Genomic DNA, 26870 nt, shown 5'->3' with positions numbered 1-26870 from the left:
AAAAAGGGATTAAAAAATTCTCCGAGAACGAATTAGGAATGCAGAAATTCCCAATACGATACTTGACAAGAACATAAAGATTGCAACATGGAACATCAGAAAACTTGCTGGAAACAGAAAACAAATATCATTACATTACATTGCAGAGATTCTCTCAAACTTTAACATGATTGCAATAACTGAACTTACTGTCAACACAGACGATCTTGAAGAAATCATGAGAATCATGGGCCCATATTGGAAAGTAATCTATTCTGATACAAATATGGATGTCAAGGGAAATGGTGAAAGAATTGGTTATCTATATGACGGTAGAATCATAGAGTTTACGGGACTTGCAGCTGAAGCAGATCCAATAAGATTAGAGCCAGAAAATAAAACTGATGAATGGATTCCCATCTTGACATGGTGGAGAAGCCCTTATCTTGTGTCATTTAAAGCTGGACAATTCGAATTTGTGATGCTTGCAGTACATATTTGATGGGATAATGAAAACTCTCGAGAAGAGGCATTGAGCAAACTTGCGGACTGGATTGAAGAAAGACGAAAACTTAGACATGTCAAGGGAAAAGACATGATCGTTCTAGGAGATTTCAACATTCCATCTGAGAACAGTAGTTTATTTGATGCAATCACAAAAAACAATCTTCATACACATTCGGCCATTTTAGGGAAGAAAGGAACAAATCTCAAGCGAGATAAGCGTTATGATCAGATATTTTACCATAAGAAATATGCCAAAAAAAATAGAAAAAGCGGGTTCTGTTGACTTTTATCAAGGTGATCACCATGCATTGTATCCATTTCCTGAATTTTCCATGACAAAAGAGAAATTCACATACCAGATATCAGATCATTTACCTTTGTGGATTCAGTTGAATATTGAATAGATTTTGTACATTTCTCATCTGAATATGAACTTAAAATCAAAATAAAGAAAGTTTTTTGACATGTGATGAAAATATAAAAAATAAATGATTGGGATTAATTAAGACTCTTCAAGCTCTGTTTGTTTGTCTTTTAATTCTTGTAAGAAGGCGTCAAGATCTTTTAATGTGGTATTTTCCAGTCCAGTGAGTTTGTTGACTTGTCTATAGTCATAGCACATCTTAGTAATGCTATTTTGCAAATCACGAACTGCATTTATTGCTCCCAAAGACATATTTCTTATAAGAAGGAATATTTAATAATTCTTTCTTATTTTAAGATAATCATAGATTCACATATTTGTTAAATACAGTGATTTCACGTAGATATCAGTTTAATTTTATATGTAAATTGTATTTACCTAATTCTATCCATAAACGCTTAATTATTAGGTTCATAAAGTATTAACATAATGAACAGAGTGGATCTGAAAAAACACATCGATCTGGAGGAAAAGATTTGACAAGAAAAAATGCAAAAGATTTCTTACCTGATGAAAGACAGAGGTACTGCAATGCATTGTTAACTTTAAAACAAACAATTGAACCAGGACACACATTAAGCAAATATGATGAATTTGTAGCCATCCATTATGGCGTTACACGACGTCTTAGAAACGGAATTCCTATTGGAGATGGGGCCCATTTTGTACCAGGATTTTTGGCTTGGCATCGTGAATACCTTAACAGATTTGAAAAAGCAATTAGAACAGTAGATTCTACTTTATCCCTCCCTTATTGGAATTGGTCTTCAGGAGATGATACAGACACTACAGAAATATTCACAGATGATTTTATGGGACCTCCAGGAGATCCAAATAATGGAAATAAAATAACAAGTGGTTATTTTGTTGAAAACAATTGGGAAGTTCATTCGGAGTTGGATGGAGGAAACAATGGGAGTGTACTTGTTAGAGATTCCACATTATTGTCTTCTTCAAAGTTATCACAAGTTTCAGGTTATGGAGAATTGGCCATGGATGCAGTAAACGGAGATAATGATTTTGATTCCTTTTTACCAGGACTTGAAGGACCTCATGGCAGTATTCACATGTGGATTGGAGGACACATGACATCTATGACATCTCCAAATGATCCAATATTCTTTTTACACCATGCAAATATTGACAGATTATGGTCAAAATGGCAAGAGCTTCATCCTGGACCCGAAAATTACAATCCAAATAATGATGGAAGTTATGGAAGCAGACTAAATGATAGAATGTGGCCTTGGGACGGTTCTGAAGACACAACTACCACCAGAACAGGCACTGCAACTGGAATTTCATTACAAGGTTTACTCCCAACCTTTTCTGATTATGATATTGTTACCCCTAGACATGTTCTGGACAATAATCTTACCATTCCTATACCTGTACGGCAATTTTTAGCAAATACACTTCAGATAAGAAACCAAACAACAGGTGAAATTCTTTCTAGATACAAAATAATTGGGAGTGTACCTGACAAATTTGCAGCAAATAATGGAATCTTAAATCAAATTTTGACAACCATTGGATATGAAGACAGGATTGGAAGAACGGAAAGCGATAATGACTTTGTGGATGTAATATTAGAGATAAGCCATACGGACAACCATGTTAATTCTGCCAGAGGCGTACAGCTTGGTGGAGATGACATCGAAGTTTTTGTTAATGGAACAAGTACAGGTACTTTAGCAAAAACACAGGAAATACCATTGCCATAGTATTGAGACAGTGTTCAAATGAGTCATCACAGTCATCTTCATAAATTAAACACTGTCGCAGTTCATCTGGGTTTACTCAAAAACGGAAAGGCATTATTGTTTTCAGGTTCTCATAAAAAATTATGGGATTGGACTAAAGGTGAGGCAAACATATGGAATCCCAACAATCCTGATCATCATGAGAATTCCAACCTAAAACGCAATTTGTTTTGTTCTGGACATTGTTTTTTACCAGATGGACGATTGTTGGTTGTAGGCGGACAATCGACCTTCAACTATCCTCATGTTATTTTTGGAACTGTTATTGGAGTATTGCCTTTAGTGTTAAAGATTTTGGGAAAAGAAGCAGCTGATCATGACATACATACATTTGATCCTGATGAATCTGACCCAAATCTTCAATGGACGCGACATTCTCCGGGAATGTCCAAAGCTAGATGGTATCCAACATGCGTAACGTTACCTGATGGTAATGCACTAATTGTTTCAGGCACGTGGTCTCATGGATATCATGCATTGTTTGGCGGATTTATGAACAAAAGTTACCAGATTTTTGATTCTACTACAAACATACTTTCCGAACCAAAATCTTTTGGGTTTGAACACATCCACATGTATCCTTACTTACATGTACTTCCAGGGAATCACCTGTTTGTTCATTCTGATAAAACGACAAAGTTTTGGGATATTTCTCAAAAACAATTTTTGTCTGGCGAATTTGTAACCTCAACCGGAGGCACTAGAACATATCCTGGAATGGGAACCTGTGTTATGCTGCCATTGAACCATGATGATCAAGTTGCAAAAATAATGGTAATTGGCGGCAGTACTGTTATGAAACCTGGAAAAGAGGATGACGCTACAAGTATTCCCGAAATGCTTACCATACCTCTGAACGACCCAACTAACTCTGCAGGGTGGCAAGAAAAACCTCATCATTTGAAGAGATTTCTATGCGACTCTGTTCTTCTTCCTGATGGAAAAATTTTGGTAACTAATGGTGCAGAAAAAGGAACTGCAGATAGTAATCAGATTGCAGTTATGAAAATTGAATTGTTTGATCCTGAAACTGAAACTTGGCAAGAATTAGCAAACCCTTTGGAAAAACCCAGGTTATATCATGGTACAGCAATTTTGTTATCTGACGGCAGTGTTTTGGCTGCGGGAAGCACTGGGCACGATTTTACTCGTGCAATATTCAGACCTGATCAGCACTTTGAACAGGAAATTGAAATAATAGAACCACCATATATGGCAAGTAACACTCGACCACAAATTACCAACTCTCCCAATTCTATGCAATACGATACTCAATATGAAATAGCAACTGATTCAACAAACATTACCAAAGTTTCATTAATACGAATGTCATCTACTACACATAACAATAACATGGACCAGCGCTGTCTGTTTCTAAATATTGTGGAGAATTCTGCAACTCTAAAGATTCAAAGTCCAAAAAATGGAAGTTGGGCCCCTCCAGGGTATTATTTGCTATTTGTTATTGATAATAACGGAATTCCTTCTGTTGGAAAACCTGTCAGAATAGGAACTTGAATTAAAAAATATAATTTCGTTATAAACAAAAGTAGGGGGTGTTTAACCGATTTGACAAAACTCGGTGGGAGCACCATGTATTTGAGACATATGCAATAGGTTCTCATTTAGTCATCACAAAACTATATGCAGTAGTTTGTTCTATCCTCATAGTTGACCTTTAACTATACCGTAAAAACACAAAAAGATATCGATGTAATCATTCAAGAAATTACTACCAAGCTTTCAGAAATAAAATTTGGAGTTTTAGGGACTCTTGATTTTAAGGAAATATTTGCTAAAAAAGGAGTCGATTATCCACATCAATACAAACTACTAGAGGTGTGTAATCCTCAAGCTGCAAAAAAAGCGTTAGATTCTGATCCCAATATTGGGTTATTACTCCCATGCACTATTGCAGTATTTGAAAAAGATGGAGAAAATCACATTAGTTTAGCAAGACCAACTGAATTGCTTTCTGTTGCATCAAATAAAGAATTAGAATTAATGGGAAAAGAAATTGAAACAAAGTTGATTGAAATTATCAATGTCGTGAAATGATTGATTTTTCACTGTAAGAGCAAAAATTCACTTATATAAAATCTATAACAAAGATTGAAGGTTTTTCATTCCGTATGGAATACACCAACTAGGTTATGCCTACAAACCTTATGACGGCAAGTGAACGTTTGAGATGGATAATTTAAACTAGATGAACAATTGATTTGTAAAATATTGTTTTGATTCTAAATTCTTCTAATTCCAACAATCAATGCAGATGGAATTCCAACATACATTCCAAGATTTAGAAGGATCAATGAAATTCCATATCCTAGTACTTTTGTTTCTGAATCCATATCAACATTATTCAAAATAGACAAACTAGAAATCATCGGAGTGATTGCAACCTTTACTATTTCCTTGAAAACCGGATTTTTCCTTTCATAATCTGCAACAGTAGGCGAGAATGAATAGTATATCTCATTAAAAGAAGTCATGAACAATGAACCCGCATCTGTTTGTAATAATTTGTTGTCCCTAAATTCTCTTAGTTGTTGTACCTGAGGAGCCAGTTCAGAGCCATATGTAGCAGTTGCAATTAGACATCCTCCCGCGTCAGAATCGTTGTTTTGATCTAATGTTGGCTCAATTGAAGTAGAAGGTTCCACCACATTTGATTCAGATTCATTATTCATGTTTTCTAATTCTTTTTGTTGCTGGGATATCACTTGCGGAATCTCTTCAACAACTACAGGTTTTGTGTCTAATTTTCCTTCTTTAGATTCCACAAAGCTTTCTTGTATCTCTAAATTGTAATACATTCTACTTTGTTCAATTAATTTTTGATATCTGTCATATCCCGTATAAAACCACAAACCATCATTGTAAAGATTCCCACATAGTCTGGATTCTATTGAATGGTGATGATGCTCAAAAAAATCATTACCCATCATTTGGTATAATTGGTAGTTCTCCTCACACCATTCAATACCATTTTGTGTTAAACCTGCAGTATCACGAAACGGGGTTTGTGCAAAAGCAGTTCCCATTACAAGAAATATAGAAAATATTACCAGGTATTTCAATTGGAAATTTTTGATTTTTCTTGTTGATAAATGATACTATTAAACAAGTTTGTCAAAACCGCACATGTGAAATTTCCAGTTTACGAGTTGACTAATTTTAAAATCAAACACGTAGAATAAGGTTTGATTTTAATTTGAAAGATACCATTATGACAGACGCAATGGCAGTTAGTAAAACTATCATCACATAGGTTCCAAATTCTGGAATGACATATGTTCCTACAATTGTAAGTGTTTTTGATTTCTCTGTTAATGGAATCAGCAAAGTATTGAGTCCATTTTCTTGTTCATGTTCAAAATCAACAAGTTTTTCACCATCAGCCCAGATCACATAAGGCCCATCTAAAAGTGCAGAAGGCAACTTCAAAAAGAGATCATGATCAGAGGATTGTGATTGCCCTATCAATTCAAAAGTGATTGATTTTTGGTCAACGTTAATTTGAGGATTATCAAGTAATCGACTAAATTTGTATTCAAGATCAAAAGAGGAATCTCCATTAGTTATTTTTTTACCCACATCAGGCAACACAGATAATCCTTCTGTAACTATAACCTCTCCAACTGCCCAAGGATGAACAGTACAAAAATATGGAAAATTACCAACTTCATTGAATTGTAATGGATAAGATTTTCCAGGAGCAAACAAGCCGCTGTTAAACATGTTATCAGGACCAGTTTCAGGAGTTCCAGAAGTCACAGTATGTGCAACGGTATCAGCATTCTTCCAGACTACAGTATCACCAACAATTATCTCAATTACACCTGTTGTGCCCCCACCCTTTTCACTTTGCCAAAAAAAGGGGGCAGTAGGATCTGAGGCACCAGTAGGAATGTTAATGTCATAGGTGTTTTGAGCATGTGCAGTACCAATCAAGCTACCAATAATCAACATGCTAAATAAGAAGATGATTTTCAATTCACATCACCACAAAATAAAATTAGAAAATTTTGATTCATAGAATATTTTTATGATAAGTGATTATTAAGCATCACCAATCATCTTCAAATATCCATGAAAGTCCCTGTACATCCTTCCATGTTAGTTTAGATGAATGAGACGAGGATGAATTTGATGTCAGGGCAATTCGTTTGTTTGTTTGTAGGACTTGCATGTTATCTATTACGTATGAAGATATAATAGATTGTAGGATTAATTGCGGGGTGCCATGAAGGTACCCCGCAGTTTTTCAAAGAATGATAAATATTCATTTTATGTAAAGCACGTAATGAAATACAACCATAACCATCAATGGGAATACGACGAGAGGTTCAGAACATGCATGATATGTTTCAAAATAGAAATGTGTCAAGAAGATGCTTCAATATCAAGCAGATTCCAAATTGCGGAGGCATAAAATGAAACTTTCAAAACACCCCATGTTTGGAAAATCAAAAGTAAAGATCAATGATGGTAGTGTTACAGTGTTTTTCATAAAACCTGTAACACCATAATTTTTTATTTGAAAAAATTCAATCAAATTTGAATAATACCGTTTTGTATTAAAAATTCAGTTGCATTTAGAAATTCCAAATCACTGGTAAATCCGTGTGCCCACCATTCAATATTTTGTTTGACCCATACAGGTATTTCATGCGAGACTCCAGTCTGTTCTGTTTGAGACACATGGATAACATCCTCAGAAATTAAAAACTCTAAAGAATTAACAAACTCCTCAGTAGAAACACGGTCTTCAACCCACCATTGTGCGTTGTTTTTGATCCATTGAGGAACAATTAATTTTTGGTTTGGCTCGGTATTTATTTCGCTTATCAAAACGGTGTCAATGTTGTGTTCATTTAGTTTTCCAAACAATATCTCCAATTGTTCAATTTGTGCAAAGTTTACATCGTTTTGATAGTTTTGGTGATAAAATAATGAGAATTCTTGTGGATGTAATGTAACTACTGCAAATCCATGCTCACTAATGCTTTTTGTCACCTGATCAAAGGTAGTATCAGCACTCAATCCAACAAATTGTGTTCTTTCATCATTTAATTCTCCGGTAAACGCTGTTTCTGGAAAATGATACAAAGTTTGGCCAGAAAGTGGGAATGGTGGCGTAGCGAAATCAAGTTCTGAACTAAAATGTGTAAACTCTAATGACAACAACGCAGACACAGTTGCATCATTATAGCTGTTAAAAGGTGGGATGAAAACAGTTGGTTCCACCCCAAACAATTCAACAATCTTGTTGTTGGATCTTAATATCAACATCTCCTGACCCACGGTATCAAATTGTGCAAAATCATCATGGTTCCACCCATGATTTGCAAACCCGATTCCAGGCGCATCAGACACACTTGAGACAAAGTCAGTTAGATCAATGTCTTTTCCAATTTGATTTGCAATCACTCCAATTGTTAGATCAACGTTATTTCTTTGAAAAGTCTTAATCAGTTCTATTTGTACGTCGGCCAAGAAAAAGTCTTGGATGTCATCCAGTCTAAATGCTACACAGTTGCAACTTTCTAGATCAGAGTATCCCACATTAGTTATTTGATCAGAGGAGGTGTTTTCAATAAAAAATTCATATAAATTCAAAGTTACAGGACCAACAGAATTATCTTTTATTCTGACCTGTACTTGAGATAGTGAAGACATGTCGGGCTCACCAGTAATGTCTGAATCAGATATTTGGAAAGTGTATGTCAACAACTTGCCATCAGTTGCTTTAGGAACGGATATCTTGTGAGTATACCAAGACTCAAAGTCATCATGCGAGAAATAAATCCAAAATTGTTCAAGTGATGAAATATTATCAAGTGAATAAGATATTGTAATTTTTTTATCACTTAGATCCATTTTATCAAAGGAACTTCTGGTAAAGACAGCATCATTATTTCCTTCAGTTACTAGTTGTAAGAGATTATCATCAATGTTTTGAGTCTGTTGCCCTGAAGAAGATTGTTTTGTCCAAGACAGATTTGAAAAATCATTTAAAAATTCTGATTTATCAGGATTGGAATTGACTTGTAATGATGGTTCGGATACAACATTTGATTCAGGCAAAGAGTTCAAGACAGAAACATCATACTGACCAGAGTTGTCATCAACTATGATGGTTTGATTGGCAAGCAAATGTGAAGGGTTGTTTTTCTCAAATACCCATACTTGATATTTGCCTACTTGTAGTTCAGTGATGTGAGCTGAATCACGAACAAATGTTGCTGATTTTTCTAGTTGTTCATTAAAAACTCGAGCAACAACATTTTTTTCATAAGAATGATTGGGGTAATTTTCCAAGTTACTGTTTATTTTGATAAAATCAACTACAGCAGGCCAATTTGTAACAATGTCAAAATCTGAGCTTCCCGAACCAAGACGTATTTCTGTGGATTCATAGACTAGATCATCTGAGATTGAAATCTTTACTCTATAATGATCACCTGTGGCAATAGTTGAAGATACCCAAAATCTGAGGGTTTTACCTTCAGCATCTGTTTTTGCAGATTTGATCAAGTTTCCATTATGAGAATATAATTCCAAGAGAGCACCTTCAATGGGAGTTTTGCCATCTTCATAATATGCAATAAACTTCATCCCAACAGAAGGATTTATTGGAATTTTGATTAGGTGTTCTGTTTTATCATCTAATGAAAGATACTTTGTTCCTGCCAGCATATCGTTGACATATACTAGAATTTCATATCTGGAATCAACTGGCAGTTCAGTGGTAAAATATGGTTCAGATGACGTTCCTATCAATTCCTGATGTATTGAATCATCTTGAGATTCAATTACAAGGTTAGTGTTGCCAAGTGAGACCCTGTCACCGTTAGGATATGTTAGTTCGATTTGAAGCGCAGTGTTTTCAGCAAACACATCAGAGGCCAAGCTGGGAATCAACAACACACCAACAAATAATAAAAATAATTTTTTGTCGATCATCTTGTCAACCATTCATTTTTCTTAAAGCTCCAAAGTGCAGGAAATATTAACCAAGAGGTAACAAATGTCGTAACCAGATCCATACATGGTTTAAATTTCCAGTTTTTGGACTTTGTATCTCTGAATTTATAGTCACTTCCATGCGACAATCCAGGCAGAATCATTCCCAGTAGATAGATTAGTGGAAGTGTCCAATCTTGCAATATTATTGGTACGTATGCAAATAGTGTAACCATGATCAATGGGGTTGAAAACATGGACATGAAATCAAGGTAAAAGATCAATGCAATCAACGGATTGCGTTTCCAAAAGAAGGTGCTTACAAAGAAATTAACTCTAGTGGTACCTTTTTTCCATCGTTTTTGTTGTTTGATAAAAATATTCCATTTTTCAGGAACATCGGTATAAACCACGGAGCTTGCGACATATTGTGATTTCCAGTTGAAAAGAGATTGGGCAGTTAAGGCTCTGTCCTCTGCATCATCATATTCAGACATCGCCTTCATCGTTTTCTGAGTCAATGTAGAAAGAGAATTTCCATTATTATCAACATACAGGTTTTCAATTTCAGATTTTGCCCATTTAGGGGCAATGACATATGATGTAAGTTCTCGGTCATCACCATAGTGGATTTTTGATTTTTCCCAAAATGGGATAAATGGTGCCAAAGCTTCTCGTCTATATGCTGCCAAGCAACCCGAACAGCATAAAACAGTGCCAAATGTACTTTCAGTTGTCTTTCGTATGTTAAAGAAATAATCATACCATACATCTTGAAATCGGGTTAAGAGATTCTTTTCAGCGTTCCAAACTTTTGCATGTCCTACCAGTGAACCCACTTTGGAATCTTTTGCAAATGCTTTATCAAATTCTTCAATGGCGTATTTATCAATAATACTATCAGAATCAATTAGAACAAAATAATCCCCTTTAGAGATTTTAAAGCCATCAGCAATTGCTTTTCTTTTACCTTCATTCTTTTTGTTCAATACTCGTAGTTTAGGGTATTTTTTTTCAAGTTTACGTAATTTGTTTAAACTCTTATCGGTACTACCATCATTGACTGCCACCACTTCTATGTTAGAATAGGTAGAGGCAAATATCGCATCTAGAACCTTGTCAATCATGTTTTGTTGATTGTAGACAGGAACAATTACAGAAATCAAGGCATTGTCAATTTTGCTATGATGTGCAGGGTTTTTGTAAAAAAACCACCCAACCAGTAAAATTAGAAAAGAGTGCAGTGGAAGGATTACTGAAAAAACAATCAATGGTTGACCGAATTCAATTCCCAGGTAGGCAGTATAGAACATGGTACACAAAATACCAATCAAAGTAGGTATTCTAACTAGCCAGCCTTTCTGTTCGACATGTATTTTTCCATCAGAGGTAACTTTTTGGTTTGTTTTGTTAGGGATTTGTACTAGCTCAGACATGTTATAATCCCTCCATCGAGTTTAGTTCAAAGCCAACCAAATCCGAAGCGCTAACGAATGTGACTCGTTGTTTTTTTACATCAGATAAAAGATCATCAATTTCATCTATAGCGATGTTGTTTTCAAAATTAATTATTATAGGGTTAATGCGTTCTGAACTTTTTGTTGGAATGTCATCAATACTAAATGAATTTGCATCGTATGACTCGATTGTAAACCAGATAAATTGCCCATTATGGAATTTATTGTATTGCGTATCATAAGAAAAATCAGCTAAAATTCCAGATTTTTCAAGAAGAGAGTAAATATTTTGATCAGTATCTCCATAGGGGGATTTGAACAGTTTGGAATCAAAATTTCCAATTTCATCAATTACTTGTTTTCCTTTTTTAACCTCCTCTAGTTGGTCAGAGTAATCAGGTATAAGAGGAATAGAATTACCAGTATAGCCCTGGCTTCCAATATCAATTTCATCAGAAAAAGATGTTATGCAGTCAGGATGTTGTTCTGCAGTACTTCCTGACAAAAAGATGGCTGCTGTTGCGTCATGTTTTTCTAAAACTTGAGATAGTTGTGTACACCAAGACGATGTGTCTTTTTTCGAATCAATAGTAAATAGAAGTAATACATGCTGAGGTGTAAATTGGTATGACAAGAAAGGAGGCATAACCAATACAACTGCTAAAACTATGATTAGTCCAGTAGAAATAGCACCGGCAATTTTGATGTTCATGCCGAGTTAGTGGGAAGAAGTGTTTTGTTTTTGATATGCATCCTGTATCTGGAATCTACTTTCTTTGATGACTCAATGATGCTGTTTGGAACATATTGTTTTGACAAATCAAGCACCATTTGGCTATCTTTTGGAAGACAATGCCCTCCAATACCATCAATAGCTTGAAGCATGTCAATATTCCATTTTGTGTTTACCGAATTTCGAAGTTCGTCAAAGTCGACACCAATATTGTCACAAAGTATTTTCATTTCCTCTGAAAAAGCAATTTGGACATAACGATACGAGTTTTCTACGATTTTTGTCAGTTCTGCAACATCAGGAGTGTTTGCAATATGTAATGGGATTCGTAGTACATGACCGTAAAATTTGCGTCCTGCATCTAAACAGCATTGTTCACAAGCTCCAATTACGCGTTCTTGTTGTACACCATGTTCATCTTTTTCATGTTTATAGTATCTGTGTGGAACATGAACAACGTGTAATTTATGGTTAAGAATTTCTAGGATTTTCCTGGTTGTGTTTTGTGGAACTGTACTATCAATTCCTAATAGTGCTCCATTTTTTGCTTCTTTTAGTAACCTATATGCGGTTTCATATACACCATCAAGATAAGGCACAAACATGTTTTCAGGTTTGTGTGTCGAGATGCAGATTAGATAATAATCATAGCCAGAAAAACTCTCAGCCTTTTCTTTGATTACATTTTCATCTAGTGCTCGTTGCATGGTTTCTGGATTAATGTCATAGCCATCTACCCAAAGTCCAATTTCTGACATGTATTGTGCATTAGTATATCCAATTTCACCTAAACCAATAATCAGAATTTTCTTTTGGCCGGTTTTAAGATCAGATGTTACCGTAGAAGATTTTTCAAAATCCTTCCAACATTGTGGATGGAAAAAATCTCCACCATATCCAATTACACCTTCTTTTACTTCCATTTGTGAAAAACAACCAAAACACGAAACAATTCTGTGTTTTTTGTTATTTTCAGAAACATGTTTTTGTTCTATTGTAAATTTGCTCATGATAAACCAGAAAATTTTTTTTATATTTCACAATAGATGTGACAATGCGGGGTGCCATGAAGGATTCTCATCACAGCTATAAAGATGAAATAAAAAAATGTCCAGCTGTTTGTGGGATGCTAACGTAGAATTTCTCTATAAAATTATTATATGATCAAAGATGGAGTTGTGTGATTGGCAGAAATAAAACCAGGCACACTAGGAAATCTTTATGCATACAAGACATACACAAGACCAACTGCAAGAAGAATGTATGGAGAATTTTCATATAGGAAAAAAACCATCCCCAAACATCACGAAAATATCCAAAGAATGCTTCACGTACTTGCCATAAACGGTCCACAGACAACGTGGGGGATGGCAAAAGTGGAACTAGCAAACGATACTGCAAAAATTAGATCCAGAGAAAAACAATACAGAAAATTTCTTGTGGGTAGAGATGATCGAGGAAGACATTCCATGGGTGTTCTCGAGACAGGTTTAGTGGTTATTGATGGAAAGAGTAGACTAAAGGCACCTGCCAACATATACAGGCTATCAATACATGGTATTTTGTATTGCTTAGATGTCTTAGACCTAACAAACAAGGAGATCGACATGATGGCAGAGAAATACAAGGACGTGATACCATGGATTTTTGGAAAATGGGAATATCTGAAAAATACAATAGGCAACGAGGTGTACAGATTAAGATTGTTAGCAAAAGGGTTGTTCTTAGATAACATCCAAACTACAAAAATTTCAAAAATACCAGTATACGAAATCCTGACATACCTTTCAACAAAATATCTTGATAATTTTGAACATATTGAGGAAACAGATCTGGCTGAACAGATTTCATGTTGGTACTACACACAGTTACTAATCTCAAAAAATCCTCAGAAAAAAAAATCTTCACTGGAATATCAACAATGGTACAAATTGATCACAAAAGGAGACAGAGATCTAAAATCATGGTATCAGTCATTTTTAGATGAGGTGACAGATTTTTATGAAAAACGATTCAAAATAGTAAAAAATCTAAAAAAATTATGAGTTCAGATATTTATCAAGAGTTGTTTCTAGTTTTTCCATATCATATGGTTTTTCTATTGTTTCTAAGAGATTCATACTCTTAGCTTTTAGGTGCTTTTTCTCATCCATATTATAAGCAGTAATCAATACAACTTTTGCATCAGGATCAAACTCTTTAATTTTGAAAAACGCATCAAATCCATCTTGCTTGGGCATTTTAACATCCATAAAAGTCATCGAAGGTTGTGCAGATCTATACACGTCAACTGCCTCCATACCATCTTTTGCAGTGACAACATCATAACCAAGTGTCTCTATCATGTATGCAGTATTTTCTAACAACGGAATGTCATCATCAACAATCAGTATCAGTTTGTTTGTAGTCAAGATTCACCATTTTTTGAATATGTGCCTATTTATCTTTCTCTAAATCGTTAACATTTACTTTCTTTGGAAATAAAATGGTGAATCTTGTAGGACCGTTCTGCACAGAAATCGATCCACCATGTTGAGTAATTACATTTTTACATGTAGCTAGACCTAAACCAGTTCCTTGAAGTTTGGTAGTAAACAAGGGCTCAAAAATTTTTGGCAGAATATCATCAGGTATAGGCTTACCACTATTCTCAATTTCAATTTCATACACATCACCAACATCTCTAGTATTGAAGATTATTTTTCCAGGTTTTTGGCCAATGGCTTGAACTGCATTCAATATTAGATTTATCAACACAATCTCAATTTTTTGTTGATCACATTCAATCTCAATATCCTGTTTTGGAAATTCAATTACAACAGAAGAAGGAATTTGGATTGAACGGATTGCATTATCAATCATATGAACAAGACTTGTTTTAGTAACATTCATCGGAGTAGTACGAACATATTCCAATACATCTTGAATTTGATGAGAGATTCTGTTTATTCCATCATCCATATTTGAAAATAATTGATCAACTTTTTCATCCTGCCCACTAAACTTGCGTTTTAAAACATCTGTAGCAGTTTTTAGTACTGCCAAAGGATTTTTCATGTCATGGGCCATACTAGCTGACAATTCACCAATTGCAGTTAGGCGTTCGTTTCTTACTTTCACATTGGCCTCAGCCAAGTCTTTTTCAGTTTGAATTAGTTTCTTTAAAGAGGCAACAAAATTGTTGTAAGAATTCGAAAGAATGTTTATTTCATGAATTACATTTGGATCTGCGCGTACATCAAAATTTCCAGAGGACATCTGAGCATAAATTTTTGTCAATTTTTCAAGAGGTTTTGAAACAAAAATCGTAATCATAATACCAATTACAACAGTTACTATGATTCCAATAACAGAAGGAAGTACTAGAGAGTTTCTCACATCATCAAGTGATTCTATGATATTTCTTTTGTCCTGAGCAATAACTACTGTCCACTGTAATCCGGTTTTTGGATCTGTTGATTTAGCATATGACAACACATGATTAGAGTTATCCAGTTCAAATTCAAAAAATCCCTCAGCATTGGTTAATCTGTCAGAATATGGGACGGTGTTATTATCGTCAAACTTTATTCCATTAGAATAAATTATTTGTCCAGTTTCATCTAAAAGGGAAATCTGCTTATTTTGATCATTAAGAATTATGGAATTACTAATAAAATCAGACAGTAAATGTTCTAATCCAATTAGAACTTTAATTGCCCCCAGAAATTTACCGTCTTCATCAGAAATAGAAATTCCTAAGGGAATTGAATAAGAGTCATAATTAGGAAAATACTGTACATTACCTACATAAACCCCATTAGATTTTGTGGTTTGCCACCATTCCTTATCATATTGCACATAATCAGAAACTCCCAAAATCAAAACAATGTTTGCGCCATATGCATTTGTTACAAAAAATTCATCTGCAAAATCAAATCCATATGTTTGATCATAGTTTTTAATTATTGAGGACAGTTCGCTTTGATGTTTTTGTTCTGCAGCTTGTGTTACAAAAGGCAGATATCGATTATAATTTGTGTAAGAAAAAGTCTTTTCTTCCATATACACATCAATATCAGGTATTTTTGAAAATTCTTCATTGGAAAATTGAAGAATTTGTCGGATCTCTTTGGCTTTTTCCAAAGATTGGAAATCAGATATGCGTTTGTCAATGAATAGATCTAAATTTTGTATCAAATTGTTAGCAATAACTTGATTCTTCAATGCAGTAGATTCAACTAGTTGTTCAGAATTTACTTCAAATGTCACGTAGCTCTGAACTGCATAAACTGCAGAAACAGTTGCCATACCAAGTATCAGAAGGTAGATAATTCGTACATGCAAGTATTTCTAATAATTATAGGTGTAAATTTAAGTTAAAGGCACCCCGCAAATAGTACTAAAATCAATTATAATGAAATTCGTTGGAAGTTTCATGGCTAAGGCACAATACCGTTCAAAAATGGCACAAATGCACGAAATACTTGCCATAATATCATATGAAGGTCAATATGGCACAAATGTATCAAATATTGCACACAAAGCAAACCTTTCACATCACACAGTGATAGAAAGTTGCAAACAACTTGTAGAATCAGGGTTAGTAGAACAACATGTAGACAAAAGAAACAGAATTTTTCAGATGACAGATAAGGGCAGAATGTTTTTCAAAGAGATGGACAGGTTTCAGAATCTCGTCTGTTCGTTGAACCTTAAGTATTGAAAGGCACCCCGCAAATAGGTGTATAATATATTATAACATTTTTAGATACTTTTTTCAATGAATACAAAAATTTGCATAGCAATGCTGATTGGAGTATCACTGATTATGATATCTACGATTGATTTTGCTAGTGCAGAAGAGTCCATAAGGATCTTTTCACTACAATCAGAAATAGATAAAACTGAAAGCATATTTGTGGACGGTTTTGTTAATGTAGAGTCATCACACATTCCGGTAAGATTGGAAGTGTATGATCCAAACGGCAATCTGGTATTTAGACCAGATGTGGCTACAAACGATGAAGGAGAATTTTCATGGTTGTTTCATCCACCATTAGGAAAGTTTTCAACAACTGGAACATACACAATAATTGCAAGTCATGAAGAACTAAAAGAAACTTCAACGATACAATTTACCGTGATTGAAGATACAAGTATCACCAATCCATGGTTAGAAAACATCAAAGATGAAACTAGTGTCAACGAGTTTAACCAGTCAAATATGTTCTCAGGCACTATTGTTCAAAATGATGCAGGATCAAACATTGATGAACCATCAATTCAAAGAGAGAACACAAATGTAGTTCAAAAAGACACTGCAACAAAAACAGATGTTCAAAAAAGTCCAATCCAGGAAGTGATGGAATCAGTTGAGACAACAGGACAACAAAATGAATCCGAAGAAGGATTACCCATAATCACAACCACCATAGCACTTGCAATAGCAGGAATTGTGTCAGGGGTAGTGTTATGGATGAGAGCAACATATCTCAAACCAACTATTCAAAAGTAGCCAATTTTTAGGCTCATTTTTCTATTATTTTAAAAGCACCCCGTATTCATAGAATCTTGTTAAAGTATCACAGATTTTATTTTTCTACATGTACGTTAGAAAATCCATACTATATCACTTGAACATAGTAGATCCTGAAAACGAAAAAGAAGAAGTAAGAAAAGATGAATTAGAATTATAACACATACAAATACAATCCAAAAAAACATGGACGAAAAAGCAGTAATGCTTTTAATAAAAAACGCTCAGTTAATTACAAGAAGCAAGTTCACATGATGTTTGGCAATTACCAAACAAGAGATCGTCTTGCTTCTGTTTTAATTATATCGTCATTATTACTAAAAAATAGTGCGATTCATTTCTTCTAAATAAGTTCCAGGCATGATGATTATGCATCATCAATTCAAGAACACTGATTTTAGTACATGTGGTAAAACCCTAAGGCTACAAGACATACTCAAACATAAACCAAAATTTTAGATTTTTTAGAATTGTTTCTTTAAATAACAAATTCAAGAACGACTATCATTGGGATTACGAGACATTGAGTTAAAAGAAGAGTATCGTTCAGACATAAATGACATTGTAGCAGAATTTTTCTTTCCATGTCTAGGTAATTGTATAGAATATGACAGGTGTGTTGATTTCCTATCAATTCAGACACTTGCAACAATTGCTATGGCGTTTGAAAATTTTTCAGAAGGAAGTGCCAAACTAAGAATGGTCACAGGCCACAAGTTCAAAACGGAAGATCTGAATTTGTTTACAAAACTTTTTTCTGAAAAATACACAAAATCATTTGAAGGAATGCTGATCAAAGATACAAAAATCCAAAGGCTACAAAACATAGTCAACAAGGGTCAGATTGAGCTAAAAATTGCAATACCAAATTCAGAGCAGATAGCAGATTCATTTTCAGAAAGAATTGGAATATTCAGAGATGAAAATGATGATGTAGTTGCATTTACTGGAACATCAAGTGAGTCATTTTCTACACAAACAAGGGATTTTGAATCAGTTGACGTGTTTACATCATGGAATGACAGATCGAGAGTTGAGAGGAAGATGAAAGACTTTGAGGAATTATGGCAAAACAAGACAAAGTATTTGGATGTCTATGATTTCATGTACGCCGAAGAAAAAAATCTGTTAAAATATTCAGCAGACTGGATTTTCCAAGATTAGAAATTAAAAGACTCTTCAAGTCTTGTTTTATTTTCATAAAAATTCATTTTGTTTATTTTGTAATAGATCACTTCACCGCGTCTCTCAATTACCGCAATGATTGGCTCTTTTCCCATTTGGGTAATTTCTTGAATCTTTTTTTGCAAACTGCCCATCTTTTCTTGTTGTCCTTCATTAAGACCAAATATCAAAAATTTTGCCCCCTTTTCACCAAAATGTCCCCTTTCATATACCCTGAAATCAGATCCAAATCCAAACCCGTCTTTTACAACATATCCTCGATTTCTGAGATCACGGTAAATCAAAAACTTGGTAAGAATTTTAGAATCATTTTCTTGGCAAGCATTCATAAAAAAATTAAAATCAATTTGCTTTTTGCCTTTCTTTAGAATGAGTTTGTTTGTGTATAGTAGATACAACGTTTCGAATTGTTTTAGAAATAATTTTTCTTTTTCAGTTTCTCCGTACCCTTTTAGCTCAAGGTCATGAATCATATTCTTATCAGAAACACATGCCTGATCTGAGACTAATGTGCCTTTTACCAAAAGGGTTTCTTCCATGATGGAGAAAACCAAATGATTTCCATATAAGCATTGGAAAACACGAACAAATGTCTTCTAACCGTTAAAATATGGGCATTCAGGTCTTTATCATATCATGCACGGTGCCAATTACAGAGAAGGCAATGGCCAAGTATTTACCAGAAGAAAATACATCAAAGGTAAACCACAGATCAAAATTGCAAAATTTCAAGGTGGAAAAAGAGGTACATACCAGTATTGTGTCCAGTTGTGCATCAATGAAAAAATGCAGTTAAGACACATGGCAATAGAATCAACAAGATTGGCAGCAAACAAAACATTAGAAAAAACAACCGGTGAATCAGGATATTATTCCAGACTAAGAATTTACCCACACAATATGTTAAGAGAAAATAAGCAGATTGCAACTGCAGGTGCAGATAGAATTTCAGAAGGTATGAGAAGAGCATGGGGAAAAGCTACTAGTTTAGGTGCAAGAGTAAAGGAAGGTCAATGCATTATGGAGCTTTATGTCAATGGAGACGCACATTTAGCAGCAGCAAAAAAAGCACTCAAAAGTGCATGTGTGAAATTACCAGGAACGCCAACAATCAAAGTTTTGGATTGGAATAAAGCATCACCATAGATTTTCTAGATCAGATTTCTTATTTTGAATAAATTCTAAAAATTCATCAAATTCAACTTTTGTAGGCTCTCGATTCAAAATTCGTTTTGATTGATAGTAAAATGCATTATAGATTCTTCCAACAACAATCCCCAAAGCAAATGATTTTGAATTATCTATACCAGACAATGTTGAAATCAGTTGTTTGATTTCATCTTTGTTAGAAATTGTTTCTTGAATTTTTTCATCTATTTTCTTTAGAAGAGTTTCATCCATAATGATTCTTCATTAAAATAGTTAAAAACAGTTTAATATCCAAATTCAGCCTCTAGGTTTGTTGCAGTTATAGTACAGTCTGGTTAGTACTCGTGCTTGCCAAGTACGTGACCCGGGTTCAAATCCCGGTAACTGCACCACCTATTGGTTTTTAGGAATTAAGGCAGATTTTATGATTTCTAATGCATCATGAGCTTTTTCTGGACGTGGTAGTTGAATAGCAATAACATTGTCCTTACCATATTGAGATTCAGGTGAATTTAGGACAAGCATGGAAGTAGTAGCAAGTGCTTCAAAAAACTTCAAATCAGTTTTTGCATTGATGAGAAACTTTTCAGAAATATTACCAATTGAAAAAGATAACACAACTTCAACAAAGACATTACCCAACCCATCTTGAAGAATATTCAAATCAGTATTAACAGAAAAAGGTTGACCTTCAATTTTAGCTCGAATAACACCATATTTTTTTGCATCAATTACAATACACGGTGTTTCTTTTCCTTCAAAATCAAAAGTGGTAATTCCAGAATGAACTTGTTCCAGCATTCGTTTTAGTTCATCAGACATTGTCTTTTTCTAATTTGGGGACTATTTTATCCCCAGCTTTTACCAAGAAAGGAGAAAGAAATGCAGTAATGATCGATATGATACCTACAAGAGGGAACAAGAATGCACTAACTGCACCAATATCCACACCAGCCTTTACAATTACAATTGAGAATTCTCCTCTAGGAGCAGCCAAAGTGAATGCTGAACGAAGTGCCTTTCCACGTCTTTGTCTAAACAAAATATTGCCAATCATGTTCCCTCCAAATTTCATACCAGTAGCAACTGCAATCAATGCAATTGCTATCCAAATGTAATTACCAAGTTGAGAGATATCCATTAACGCTCCAACTGAGATAAAGAATATTGCAACAAACATGTCTTTAATAGGACTAGAAAGGAGTTTTGCAACTTCAGCAGATTTTGATTCAGCCACAAGAACACCTGCCAAAAAGGCACCAATTGCAACAGACAGCCCCACAATGTTTGCAAATAATGCATAACCAAAACAGACACCAAGAACGCTGAGTAACAAAATTTCACGATGTTCTGCAGCTGCAACCCTATCAATAAGTGGAGGAATAACACGAGTTCCAACAGTAAATGTACCAACAATTAATCCAATTGCAACTAGTACAACTACAATTATTGATTCAACAGACACTGATCCAACTAATGCAATTGACTGCAATGATGAAATCAAGATAACTGCAATGACGTCTTCTACAATCAAAATACCTAAAACAAGTATCGATGATTCTTTTTTGATCTTGCCCATATCCTCTAAAATTTTAACAATGATTGCAGTACTGGAAATCGATAACGCAGCTGCAATGAATAACGCATCCATGAATTCCATGCCAAGAGCAGTTGCTGTGAAAAATATAGCACCCAAAGTTGAGAACAAACCAATTGTTCCAACTCCAACTGCAACTCGCCCTATGCTTCTAATTTTTGCATATGGAAATTCTATTCCAATAACAAAGAGAAGTAAGATAACACCTATCTCAGCAAAGAGATTCAATGCAGAGATATCAGATAATATTCCGACACCTTCTAAAACATCAGTAGATGGACCCCCTTCAGGTAACACCCAAGACCAAAATGGAGATAAAGGTCCAATCAACATTCCTGCGAAAAGATATCCAATGATTAGTGGTTGTTTGATTTTAAAAAATGCAAGAGTTACAACTGCGCCAATAATCATGATAAAGGCCAGATCAGTAACAAATGATGTATGAGGTAGTTCAGGAGTAATTTGCTCAATCAAACTATTGACAGTGTGATTAAGTGAGCTTTGAATTCCACTAGGATTTAGCTGTAGTGGAATGTTTTGCATGTTATCACTTGACAAATTTGTTTAAAAATGATTACTGATTAAAAATTCGAAAATAGAGTCTGAAAAACAGTAATTGACTAGTCAGGCTCGAAAAAATTTCATAATGTTTAACCTCTTTATTCCCAGTAGCCATTATCAAAATGCAGAGTGATGATTAGGTCAACTGAATTAAATGTAGAGATATGACCTGGGGTATCTGACTGCATAATTGGTTACGTTGTCATTACCTTGTTATTAATAGTACGGTACCATACCGTACTATATGATTCAATGTGAATATTGTACAAGAGGTTTTATCGAAACAGCAAATGGATTGGCTGAAAAGACCTTTCATGAGTTACTACACGAACCAGAAGTTGTAAACAAGTAACTCTTTACATTTTTTATTTTAGACCTAACTTTTTTATCATTAAATTTTTAATTCAATGGATATGGCTACAAAAACTGCAAAGAAAAAGACCTCAAACAAGACAAAAAAAGTTGTAAAAAGAGAGCCAAGTCCATCAGTTTTACTAAAAAAAGTAGCATCAGTCTCAGACACTAACAAGGCGTTACAAAAAGAGATCAAAGTAATGTCAAAGATTTTTGGAGAAAATCAAAAAGTTCTAGTTTCAATGAAAGGAATGATTGATTCCCTAACATCAGCATTAGAGCACATTCAAAAACAATCAAAGCAAATTAACATCATTGAAGACGATACACAAAAGCTATATGCCGGATTAAATCAAGTTAGGACACAATCAAATCTGGTAAACAAGATAAACAATCAAACAGCAAAATTGCAAGAAGAGATTAACAGAATATCAGAATTACAAAAATCAACGAAAACTCAGGAAATTTCTCAACAAGTAGAAGACAGCATGAATTCTATTAGAAACAATTCTCAAATGATCATCAAGATTGCCCAAAGAATTGACGAAGTAAGAGATGATCTCAGAAAAGTCTCAGGAAAAACAGATTCATTTTTAGAAGTTGGTGCAGAAATGGATAAACTAAAGAGCAGTATTGAAGAGATTTCAGGAAAAACAGCAAAGCTTGAAACAGGAGCTCAAATCATCGAGAGTCTTAAACAAGAACTCTCAAAAATAACTGAAGGAGTTTCAGATAATTCAAATCTAAATTCAGAACTAGATGCAATAAAGGCAACAATTGATTCAATTTCATCCAAAGCCTCAAAGATTGATTCGTTAGGAGGAGTAATTGAAGGCCTAAAGCAGCAATTTGAAACAGTTTCTGCCAAGGCTAGTTCAGCAGACAGTATAAGTTTGGAATCAATAAAAGAGTTAGCAGGCAAGATTGACAAAATTGAGACCGAAATTGGAACATTGTCTCACAGAGCAGATTCTACAGCATTTGTAGGAGAAGGCCTCAAAGCAGTACAAAGCGATCTCTCAGATTTCAAACAAAATGTATTTGATAAGACAAACAGTATTGAACAAAAAATATCATCTGCATCAGACATGCTAAAAAGACAAGATGCATCAACGGCAGAATTTCACAAAAAGACTGAAAAATTGTTTGAAGAGATGCAATCAATCAAAAGTGTTACAAACAAGGCATCTGATGATTCCTCAAAAGAGATGATGGCGTTATTGAAACTATCAGAATATCAATCAAATATCAGAATGAATGCTGAATCAAAGTATGGTGATTCAAAAGATCTTGAAAACATGGCTTCACAAACTTCAGATATTGTAAATCTGTTTGACAGGATTTCAATAGAATCGGGAGAAAAGATTCCACTTCCACATGAAGTAAGACAATGGGCAGTAAGCAAGATTCTAGATTGTGCAGACAAGTGGGAAATTCGATTCAGTGATGTTTACTCAATTTTAACAAACGCAATTGGGCGGGATTTGTTAAAAGAGGCAGTTAGAATTCAACAAATTAGAGATATTTATGGAATCAGAGCAGTGGATGAGATCAGAAAGGATCTGAATATTTCTTAGATTCCAGATTCATCAACTTTTTTGAGTTGTTCTTTCTTTCTTTTTAATGCCGCAAAGATTCCTAACAATGCAGCAATCCAAATTGTTGAAAACATCATATTTGCAACACTGACATACATGTATGGAGTTGCATCCATGATGTTGGTCTGAATGAGAAGAGCTCTATCGTTAACATCCAGCATTCCAGTATGATATGCAGAACTGTCTTTGGGAACAGTAGATATTTTATCAATACTTGCTAGCATTGTGTCCAGATTATCTTGAATTCTAACAAAGTTTGTAGATTCTGTTGAAAATAGCCAAACAGGATTCTTAGAGATTAGTTCACCATCGGCATTGGTTTTTTCTGGAATGAGATCATTTGCCATGATTCCATCCATGTCTGCTTGAATAGCTACCAAATGGGCACGAATTGCATCAGGATCAGAGGAAGCAATAATTCCATCAAGATTACCTCTAATCCTATCAAGTGGGTAGATATCAACACTATATCCATAGATTGCCATAAACCCTCCAAAAACAATTATTCCAACAATTCCAATCATGGAAAGTTTGTAAACTCTATTTGCCATTTTCTCTTTCTTAGTCAGTACACGGTCAACACTTGATTTATTTCTTTTAAATCGAGTATGAGACAGGCTCAGATAGGCAATATAGAAGAATCCAATAGTTTGCAAAGCAATGATTGGAACAAAGATAGGATTGTTTGAAAATATTGAGACAAAAATACCCAATACACCATACACACCAAAGAAAATCTCAAGGAGTGTTACTTGTGAGAAAGGTAAGTTGTATGCATTATTTTTCCAATCATCTTTTGTCTTAAGAACACCATATTTGGGAGTTCTAAGGAATTCATTCTTTTTTCCAAGCACTGCATCAAACACGGCCACAGTATTGTTTACAGACATTCCAGCATTATAGACCAATAATGTTGGAAGTATCTTTGCTTTTGATTTCCAAGATTTGTGATACATGCTATGTATAATCATAATGTATGCACCAGGTCCCATTGCAAGATATGTTGCAATTGTTATTGCAGGAAGGAAGCTAATCACATAAAGATTAACTTCTCCAGCTAACAAAATAGGCAGTGCTAAAAATTGTATTAACATGAGAGGAAAAACAACATGACGAGTAAGTTGGATAAATGCTTGAACCTTTGCCTCAATTGCGATTTTCCGTTTGATTGTAATATCAGTAAGAAGTTTTATTGCGCATTGTATAGAACCCTTAGCCCAACGAAATTGTTGTCTTTTTGCAGCATTCATCTGAACAGGTAGTTCTGCATCAACTACAATGTCTGGGAGAAAGAGGCATTTCCAGCCTTTCATTTGGGCCCTATAGCTAAGATCAAGATCTTCAACCAATGTAGCAGTATGCCATCCACCAGCATCTTCAATGCAATCACGTTTCCATATACCAGCGGTTCCATTGAAATTCATAAACAGGTGAGAATTGCTTTTTGCTTTTTGTTCAATTAGAAAATGAAAGTCCAGACTAAGGGCTTGTGCTTGAGTTATTGCAGAATAATTTTCGTTGACATGACCCCATCTACATTGAACTAGTCCAATGTTGGGTTTTGAAAAGTGAGGGATTGCACGTTTTAGAAACCATGTAGGGGGAATAAAATCAGCATCAAATATTGCAACAAGTTCAGTATCAGTTGACTGCATTGCATATTTTAGAGCTCCAGCCTTGTACCCTTTTCTAGTTCCACGTCTTACATGTTCAATATGAAATCCTTTCTTTTTGTAATCGTTAACAGTGTTGGCAAGTAATTCTACCGTATCATCATCAGAATCATCCAGTACCATTATCCTCATTTTATCCTGAGGGTAATCCAAATTACAAACAGAGTCAACCAGTCTCTTTGCCACATACTTTTCATTGTATATCGGTAATTGTATTGTAATTGATGGTGTACCCAAGTCAGCAACTGTCAGCACATCTTTTCTTTTTCTTGAAAGAAATGCCAAATAGTAGAAATTGCAAGTATATGCAGTAATTATAATAGCAGATAGAATAAACAGATCAAAAACAAATGCAGTAAAAGGGTTGAATGCCATATCCCTAATTTCCCAGAATCACTATTCACTATTTATACTTGCAATAAATTTTGACTATTTCTGTTCGAAGATTTTGATTGCTTGTGGAGGACAGACACCTTCACATGCAAGACAAAAGATACAATCAGGTTCTTTTGACATCAGTGGTTTCTTTTCAGATGCTGGATTTCCTGGAGTGTCAAACCACTCATACACACCAACTGGACATGCTTCAATACATCCACCATCTGCAACACAGATATCATAATCAACTGATACAAATTCACCCCAGACACCCAGAATTCCATTGCCAGTACCTTTTCTACCCCAGGTTTTGATGGTGTGTTCAGGTGCTTCGTAAGGAGCAGATGCTTTCATTTTTTGTTTAAATTCAACATCAATTGGTCCAGGCTTTGCACCATCTGGAATTTCAATATCACCTTCATCTTCTTCTGCTTCTTCCTCAGTGGCTTCAACTGGTTTTGGTTTTGCACCAAGAACAATCTTTGCTAATGGAGTAAGATCCTCAAGTTTTTGAATGGCTGCAACTTCAGAGATTTTTTCTGTCTTTGCAAAATAAGAAACCATCTTGTCTGCCAAGATAGTGTTACGTAATATAGTATCAATCACCATTTTTGCAAAATGGTCTGCTTTCTTTCTATAATCTTTAACCCAATTAGGATCACCAAATTTTTCAATTGGGAAAATCTGATAAATAATATCTACAACCTCTCCTGTTACAATTTCAACTGTTACCGACAGCTCAACTTCCTCATACCCTTTTGCATCAGGATCATCCATGTTTTTTTCTGTCCAACGATATGTTGCAAAAATTCTATCAGCATACTTGTCCATCTCAAATGCCTTTTTAAGACCATCATGAACTGATTTTATCTCATTAGGATCTTCAAGATTAATTGGCAATCTATAAAGTCCCAGTTTGAATCCATGTAACGGGTAAACACCACGTTTTGCAGTAGGTGCTTCCATTGACCATACTCGATCTTTGAGAAGTAATGACATCTGAGATTTGTGAATCGATTTTA

General features: G+C 34.7%; 27 protein-coding genes and 1 tRNA gene. 12 read left to right on the top strand and 16 right to left on the bottom strand.

Annotation, left to right across the window (positions count from 1 at the left end):
- Positions 1-166 precede the first annotated feature (166 nt).
- Together NKOR_RS02325 and NKOR_RS09885 are read left to right on the top strand one after the other, a co-directional pair.
- Positions 167-481: an exonuclease/endonuclease/phosphatase family protein gene (locus NKOR_RS02325; RefSeq protein WP_016939889.1), complete on the top strand. Its 315-nt coding sequence runs from the start codon at positions 167-169 to the stop codon at positions 479-481.
- 253 nt (positions 482-734) lie between these two features.
- Entirely contained in the window at positions 735-890 is a 156-nt protein-coding gene (locus tag NKOR_RS09885; RefSeq protein WP_014962753.1) for a hypothetical protein, read from the top strand.
- Positions 891-988: 98 nt separating this feature from the next.
- On the opposite strand, the gene NKOR_RS09880 is transcribed toward NKOR_RS09885, so the two are convergent.
- The gene (locus NKOR_RS09880; RefSeq protein WP_016939592.1) at positions 989-1162 is read right to left on the bottom strand and encodes a hypothetical protein; all 174 of its coding nucleotides are present in this window, start codon (positions 1160-1162) and stop codon (positions 989-991) included.
- A 224-nt stretch (positions 1163-1386) separates the two neighbouring features.
- Here NKOR_RS09880 and NKOR_RS02320 point away from each other — a divergent pair, with 224 nt between their 5' ends.
- The 3 genes from NKOR_RS02320 (at position 1387) to NKOR_RS02310 (ending at position 4731) form a co-directional block, all read left to right on the top strand.
- Positions 1387-2634, top strand: a complete 1248-nt coding sequence (locus NKOR_RS02320; protein ID WP_014962752.1) for a tyrosinase family protein — start codon at positions 1387-1389, stop codon at positions 2632-2634.
- 18 nt (positions 2635-2652) lie between these two features.
- Positions 2653-4191: a galactose oxidase-like domain-containing protein gene (locus tag NKOR_RS02315; protein WP_014962751.1), complete on the top strand. Its 1539-nt coding sequence runs from the start codon at positions 2653-2655 to the stop codon at positions 4189-4191.
- 153 nt (positions 4192-4344) lie between these two features.
- Entirely contained in the window at positions 4345-4731 is a 387-nt protein-coding gene (locus NKOR_RS02310) for a DUF302 domain-containing protein (protein ID WP_014962750.1), read from the top strand.
- Between the two features lie 185 nt (positions 4732-4916).
- Here the strand turns inward: NKOR_RS02310 and NKOR_RS02305 are convergent, their stop codons facing one another.
- From NKOR_RS02305 to NKOR_RS02280, 7 genes are all read right to left on the bottom strand, one after another.
- Positions 4917-5720 (bottom strand): CFI-box-CTERM domain-containing protein, encoded by an 804-nt coding sequence (locus tag NKOR_RS02305; protein ID WP_014962749.1) that lies wholly within the window; start codon positions 5718-5720, stop codon positions 4917-4919.
- A gap of 139 nt (positions 5721-5859) precedes the next feature.
- Positions 5860-6672, bottom strand: a complete 813-nt coding sequence (locus NKOR_RS02300) for a PEFG-CTERM sorting domain-containing protein (RefSeq protein ID WP_232203028.1) — start codon at positions 6670-6672, stop codon at positions 5860-5862.
- A gap of 73 nt (positions 6673-6745) precedes the next feature.
- Positions 6746-6868 carry a hypothetical protein gene (locus NKOR_RS10495; protein WP_255348573.1) on the bottom strand — a complete coding sequence of 41 codons (123 nt, stop codon included), beginning with the start codon at positions 6866-6868 and terminating at the stop codon, positions 6746-6748.
- A 362-nt stretch (positions 6869-7230) separates the two neighbouring features.
- On the bottom strand, positions 7231-9657 hold the full coding sequence (locus NKOR_RS02295) for a polysaccharide deacetylase family protein (protein WP_014962747.1): 2427 nt from the start codon (positions 9655-9657) through the stop codon (positions 7231-7233).
- Positions 9642-11081, bottom strand: a complete 1440-nt coding sequence (locus tag NKOR_RS02290; RefSeq protein ID WP_014962746.1) for a glycosyltransferase family 2 protein — start codon at positions 11079-11081, stop codon at positions 9642-9644. The genes NKOR_RS02295 and NKOR_RS02290 overlap by 16 nt, the downstream gene beginning before the upstream one ends.
- Before the next feature lies 1 nt (position 11082).
- Entirely contained in the window at positions 11083-11814 is a 732-nt protein-coding gene (locus tag NKOR_RS02285; protein WP_014962745.1) for a polysaccharide deacetylase family protein, read from the bottom strand.
- On the bottom strand, positions 11811-12845 hold the full coding sequence (locus NKOR_RS02280) for a Rossmann-fold NAD(P)-binding domain-containing protein (RefSeq protein ID WP_014962744.1): 1035 nt from the start codon (positions 12843-12845) through the stop codon (positions 11811-11813). The genes NKOR_RS02285 and NKOR_RS02280 overlap by 4 nt, the downstream gene beginning before the upstream one ends.
- Positions 12846-13019: 174 nt before the next feature.
- Here NKOR_RS02280 and NKOR_RS02275 point away from each other — a divergent pair, with 174 nt between their 5' ends.
- On the top strand, positions 13020-13880 hold the full coding sequence (locus NKOR_RS02275) for a hypothetical protein (protein WP_014962743.1): 861 nt from the start codon (positions 13020-13022) through the stop codon (positions 13878-13880).
- Here NKOR_RS02275 and NKOR_RS02270 read toward each other — a convergent pair.
- Both NKOR_RS02270 and NKOR_RS02265 read right to left on the bottom strand, forming a co-directional pair.
- Entirely contained in the window at positions 13875-14246 is a 372-nt protein-coding gene (locus tag NKOR_RS02270; protein ID WP_014962742.1) for a response regulator, read from the bottom strand. The genes NKOR_RS02275 and NKOR_RS02270 overlap by 6 nt on opposite strands.
- Before the next feature lie 25 nt (positions 14247-14271).
- Positions 14272-16125: a sensor histidine kinase gene (locus tag NKOR_RS02265; protein WP_014962741.1), complete on the bottom strand. Its 1854-nt coding sequence runs from the start codon at positions 16123-16125 to the stop codon at positions 14272-14274.
- Between the two features lie 127 nt (positions 16126-16252).
- Here NKOR_RS02265 and NKOR_RS02260 point away from each other — a divergent pair, with 127 nt between their 5' ends.
- The 3 genes from NKOR_RS02260 to NKOR_RS02250 all read left to right on the top strand — a co-directional run bounded on the left by NKOR_RS02260 (position 16253) and on the right by NKOR_RS02250 (position 18517).
- The gene (locus NKOR_RS02260) at positions 16253-16540 is read left to right on the top strand and encodes a winged helix-turn-helix domain-containing protein (RefSeq protein ID WP_016939590.1); all 288 of its coding nucleotides are present in this window, start codon (positions 16253-16255) and stop codon (positions 16538-16540) included.
- Positions 16541-16597: 57 nt separating this feature from the next.
- Positions 16598-17332: a hypothetical protein gene (locus NKOR_RS02255; protein ID WP_014962739.1), complete on the top strand. Its 735-nt coding sequence runs from the start codon at positions 16598-16600 to the stop codon at positions 17330-17332.
- Between the two features lie 528 nt (positions 17333-17860).
- Positions 17861-18517 (top strand): phospholipase D-like domain-containing protein, encoded by a 657-nt coding sequence (locus NKOR_RS02250; protein WP_014962738.1) that lies wholly within the window; start codon positions 17861-17863, stop codon positions 18515-18517.
- Here NKOR_RS02250 and endA read toward each other — a convergent pair.
- On the bottom strand, positions 18514-19077 hold the full coding sequence (endA, locus tag NKOR_RS02245; RefSeq protein ID WP_014962737.1) for a tRNA-intron lyase: 564 nt from the start codon (positions 19075-19077) through the stop codon (positions 18514-18516). The two genes, NKOR_RS02250 and endA, sit on opposite strands and share 4 nt — an antisense overlap.
- 97 nt (positions 19078-19174) lie before the next feature.
- On the opposite strand from endA, the gene NKOR_RS02240 reads away from it, so the two are divergent.
- Positions 19175-19684 (top strand): 50S ribosomal protein L16, encoded by a 510-nt coding sequence (locus NKOR_RS02240; RefSeq protein ID WP_014962736.1) that lies wholly within the window; start codon positions 19175-19177, stop codon positions 19682-19684.
- Here NKOR_RS02240 and NKOR_RS02235 read toward each other — a convergent pair.
- Complete coding sequence (locus NKOR_RS02235; protein ID WP_014962735.1) at positions 19676-19939, bottom strand: hypothetical protein; 264 nt, start codon at positions 19937-19939, stop codon at positions 19676-19678. The genes NKOR_RS02240 and NKOR_RS02235 overlap by 9 nt on opposite strands.
- Before the next feature lie 63 nt (positions 19940-20002).
- Here NKOR_RS02235 and NKOR_RS02230 point away from each other — a divergent pair.
- Positions 20003-20079, top strand: a tRNA-Gly gene (locus NKOR_RS02230).
- 1 nt (position 20080) lies between these two features.
- Here the strand turns inward: NKOR_RS02230 and NKOR_RS02225 are convergent.
- Positions 20081-20509, bottom strand: a complete 429-nt coding sequence (locus NKOR_RS02225) for a hypothetical protein (RefSeq protein WP_014962734.1) — start codon at positions 20507-20509, stop codon at positions 20081-20083.
- Positions 20502-21827 carry a cation:proton antiporter gene (locus NKOR_RS02220; RefSeq protein WP_014962733.1) on the bottom strand — a complete coding sequence of 442 codons (1326 nt, stop codon included), beginning with the start codon at positions 21825-21827 and terminating at the stop codon, positions 20502-20504. The genes NKOR_RS02225 and NKOR_RS02220 overlap by 8 nt, the downstream gene beginning before the upstream one ends.
- Positions 21828-22258: 431 nt before the next feature.
- Between NKOR_RS02220 and NKOR_RS02215 the strand changes: the two genes are divergently transcribed.
- Entirely contained in the window at positions 22259-23776 is a 1518-nt protein-coding gene (locus tag NKOR_RS02215) for a hypothetical protein (RefSeq protein WP_016939588.1), read from the top strand.
- Here the strand turns inward: NKOR_RS02215 and NKOR_RS02210 are convergent.
- Entirely contained in the window at positions 23773-25845 is a 2073-nt protein-coding gene (locus NKOR_RS02210; protein WP_014962731.1) for a cellulose synthase family protein, read from the bottom strand. The genes NKOR_RS02215 and NKOR_RS02210 overlap by 4 nt on opposite strands.
- A 54-nt stretch (positions 25846-25899) precedes the next feature.
- Positions 25900-26847, bottom strand: coding sequence for a 4Fe-4S dicluster domain-containing protein (locus NKOR_RS02205; RefSeq protein WP_014962730.1), 948 nt, complete (start codon positions 26845-26847; stop codon positions 25900-25902).
- Between the last annotated feature and the right edge of the window lie 23 nt (positions 26848-26870).

It is taken from the genome of Candidatus Nitrosopumilus koreensis AR1 (assembly GCF_000299365.1).
GTDB lineage: Archaea > Thermoproteota > Nitrososphaeria > Nitrososphaerales > Nitrosopumilaceae > Nitrosopumilus > Nitrosopumilus koreensis.
The sequence above is the reverse complement of the archived record's forward strand: the minus strand, read 5'-3'. Positions and strand labels throughout refer to the sequence as shown.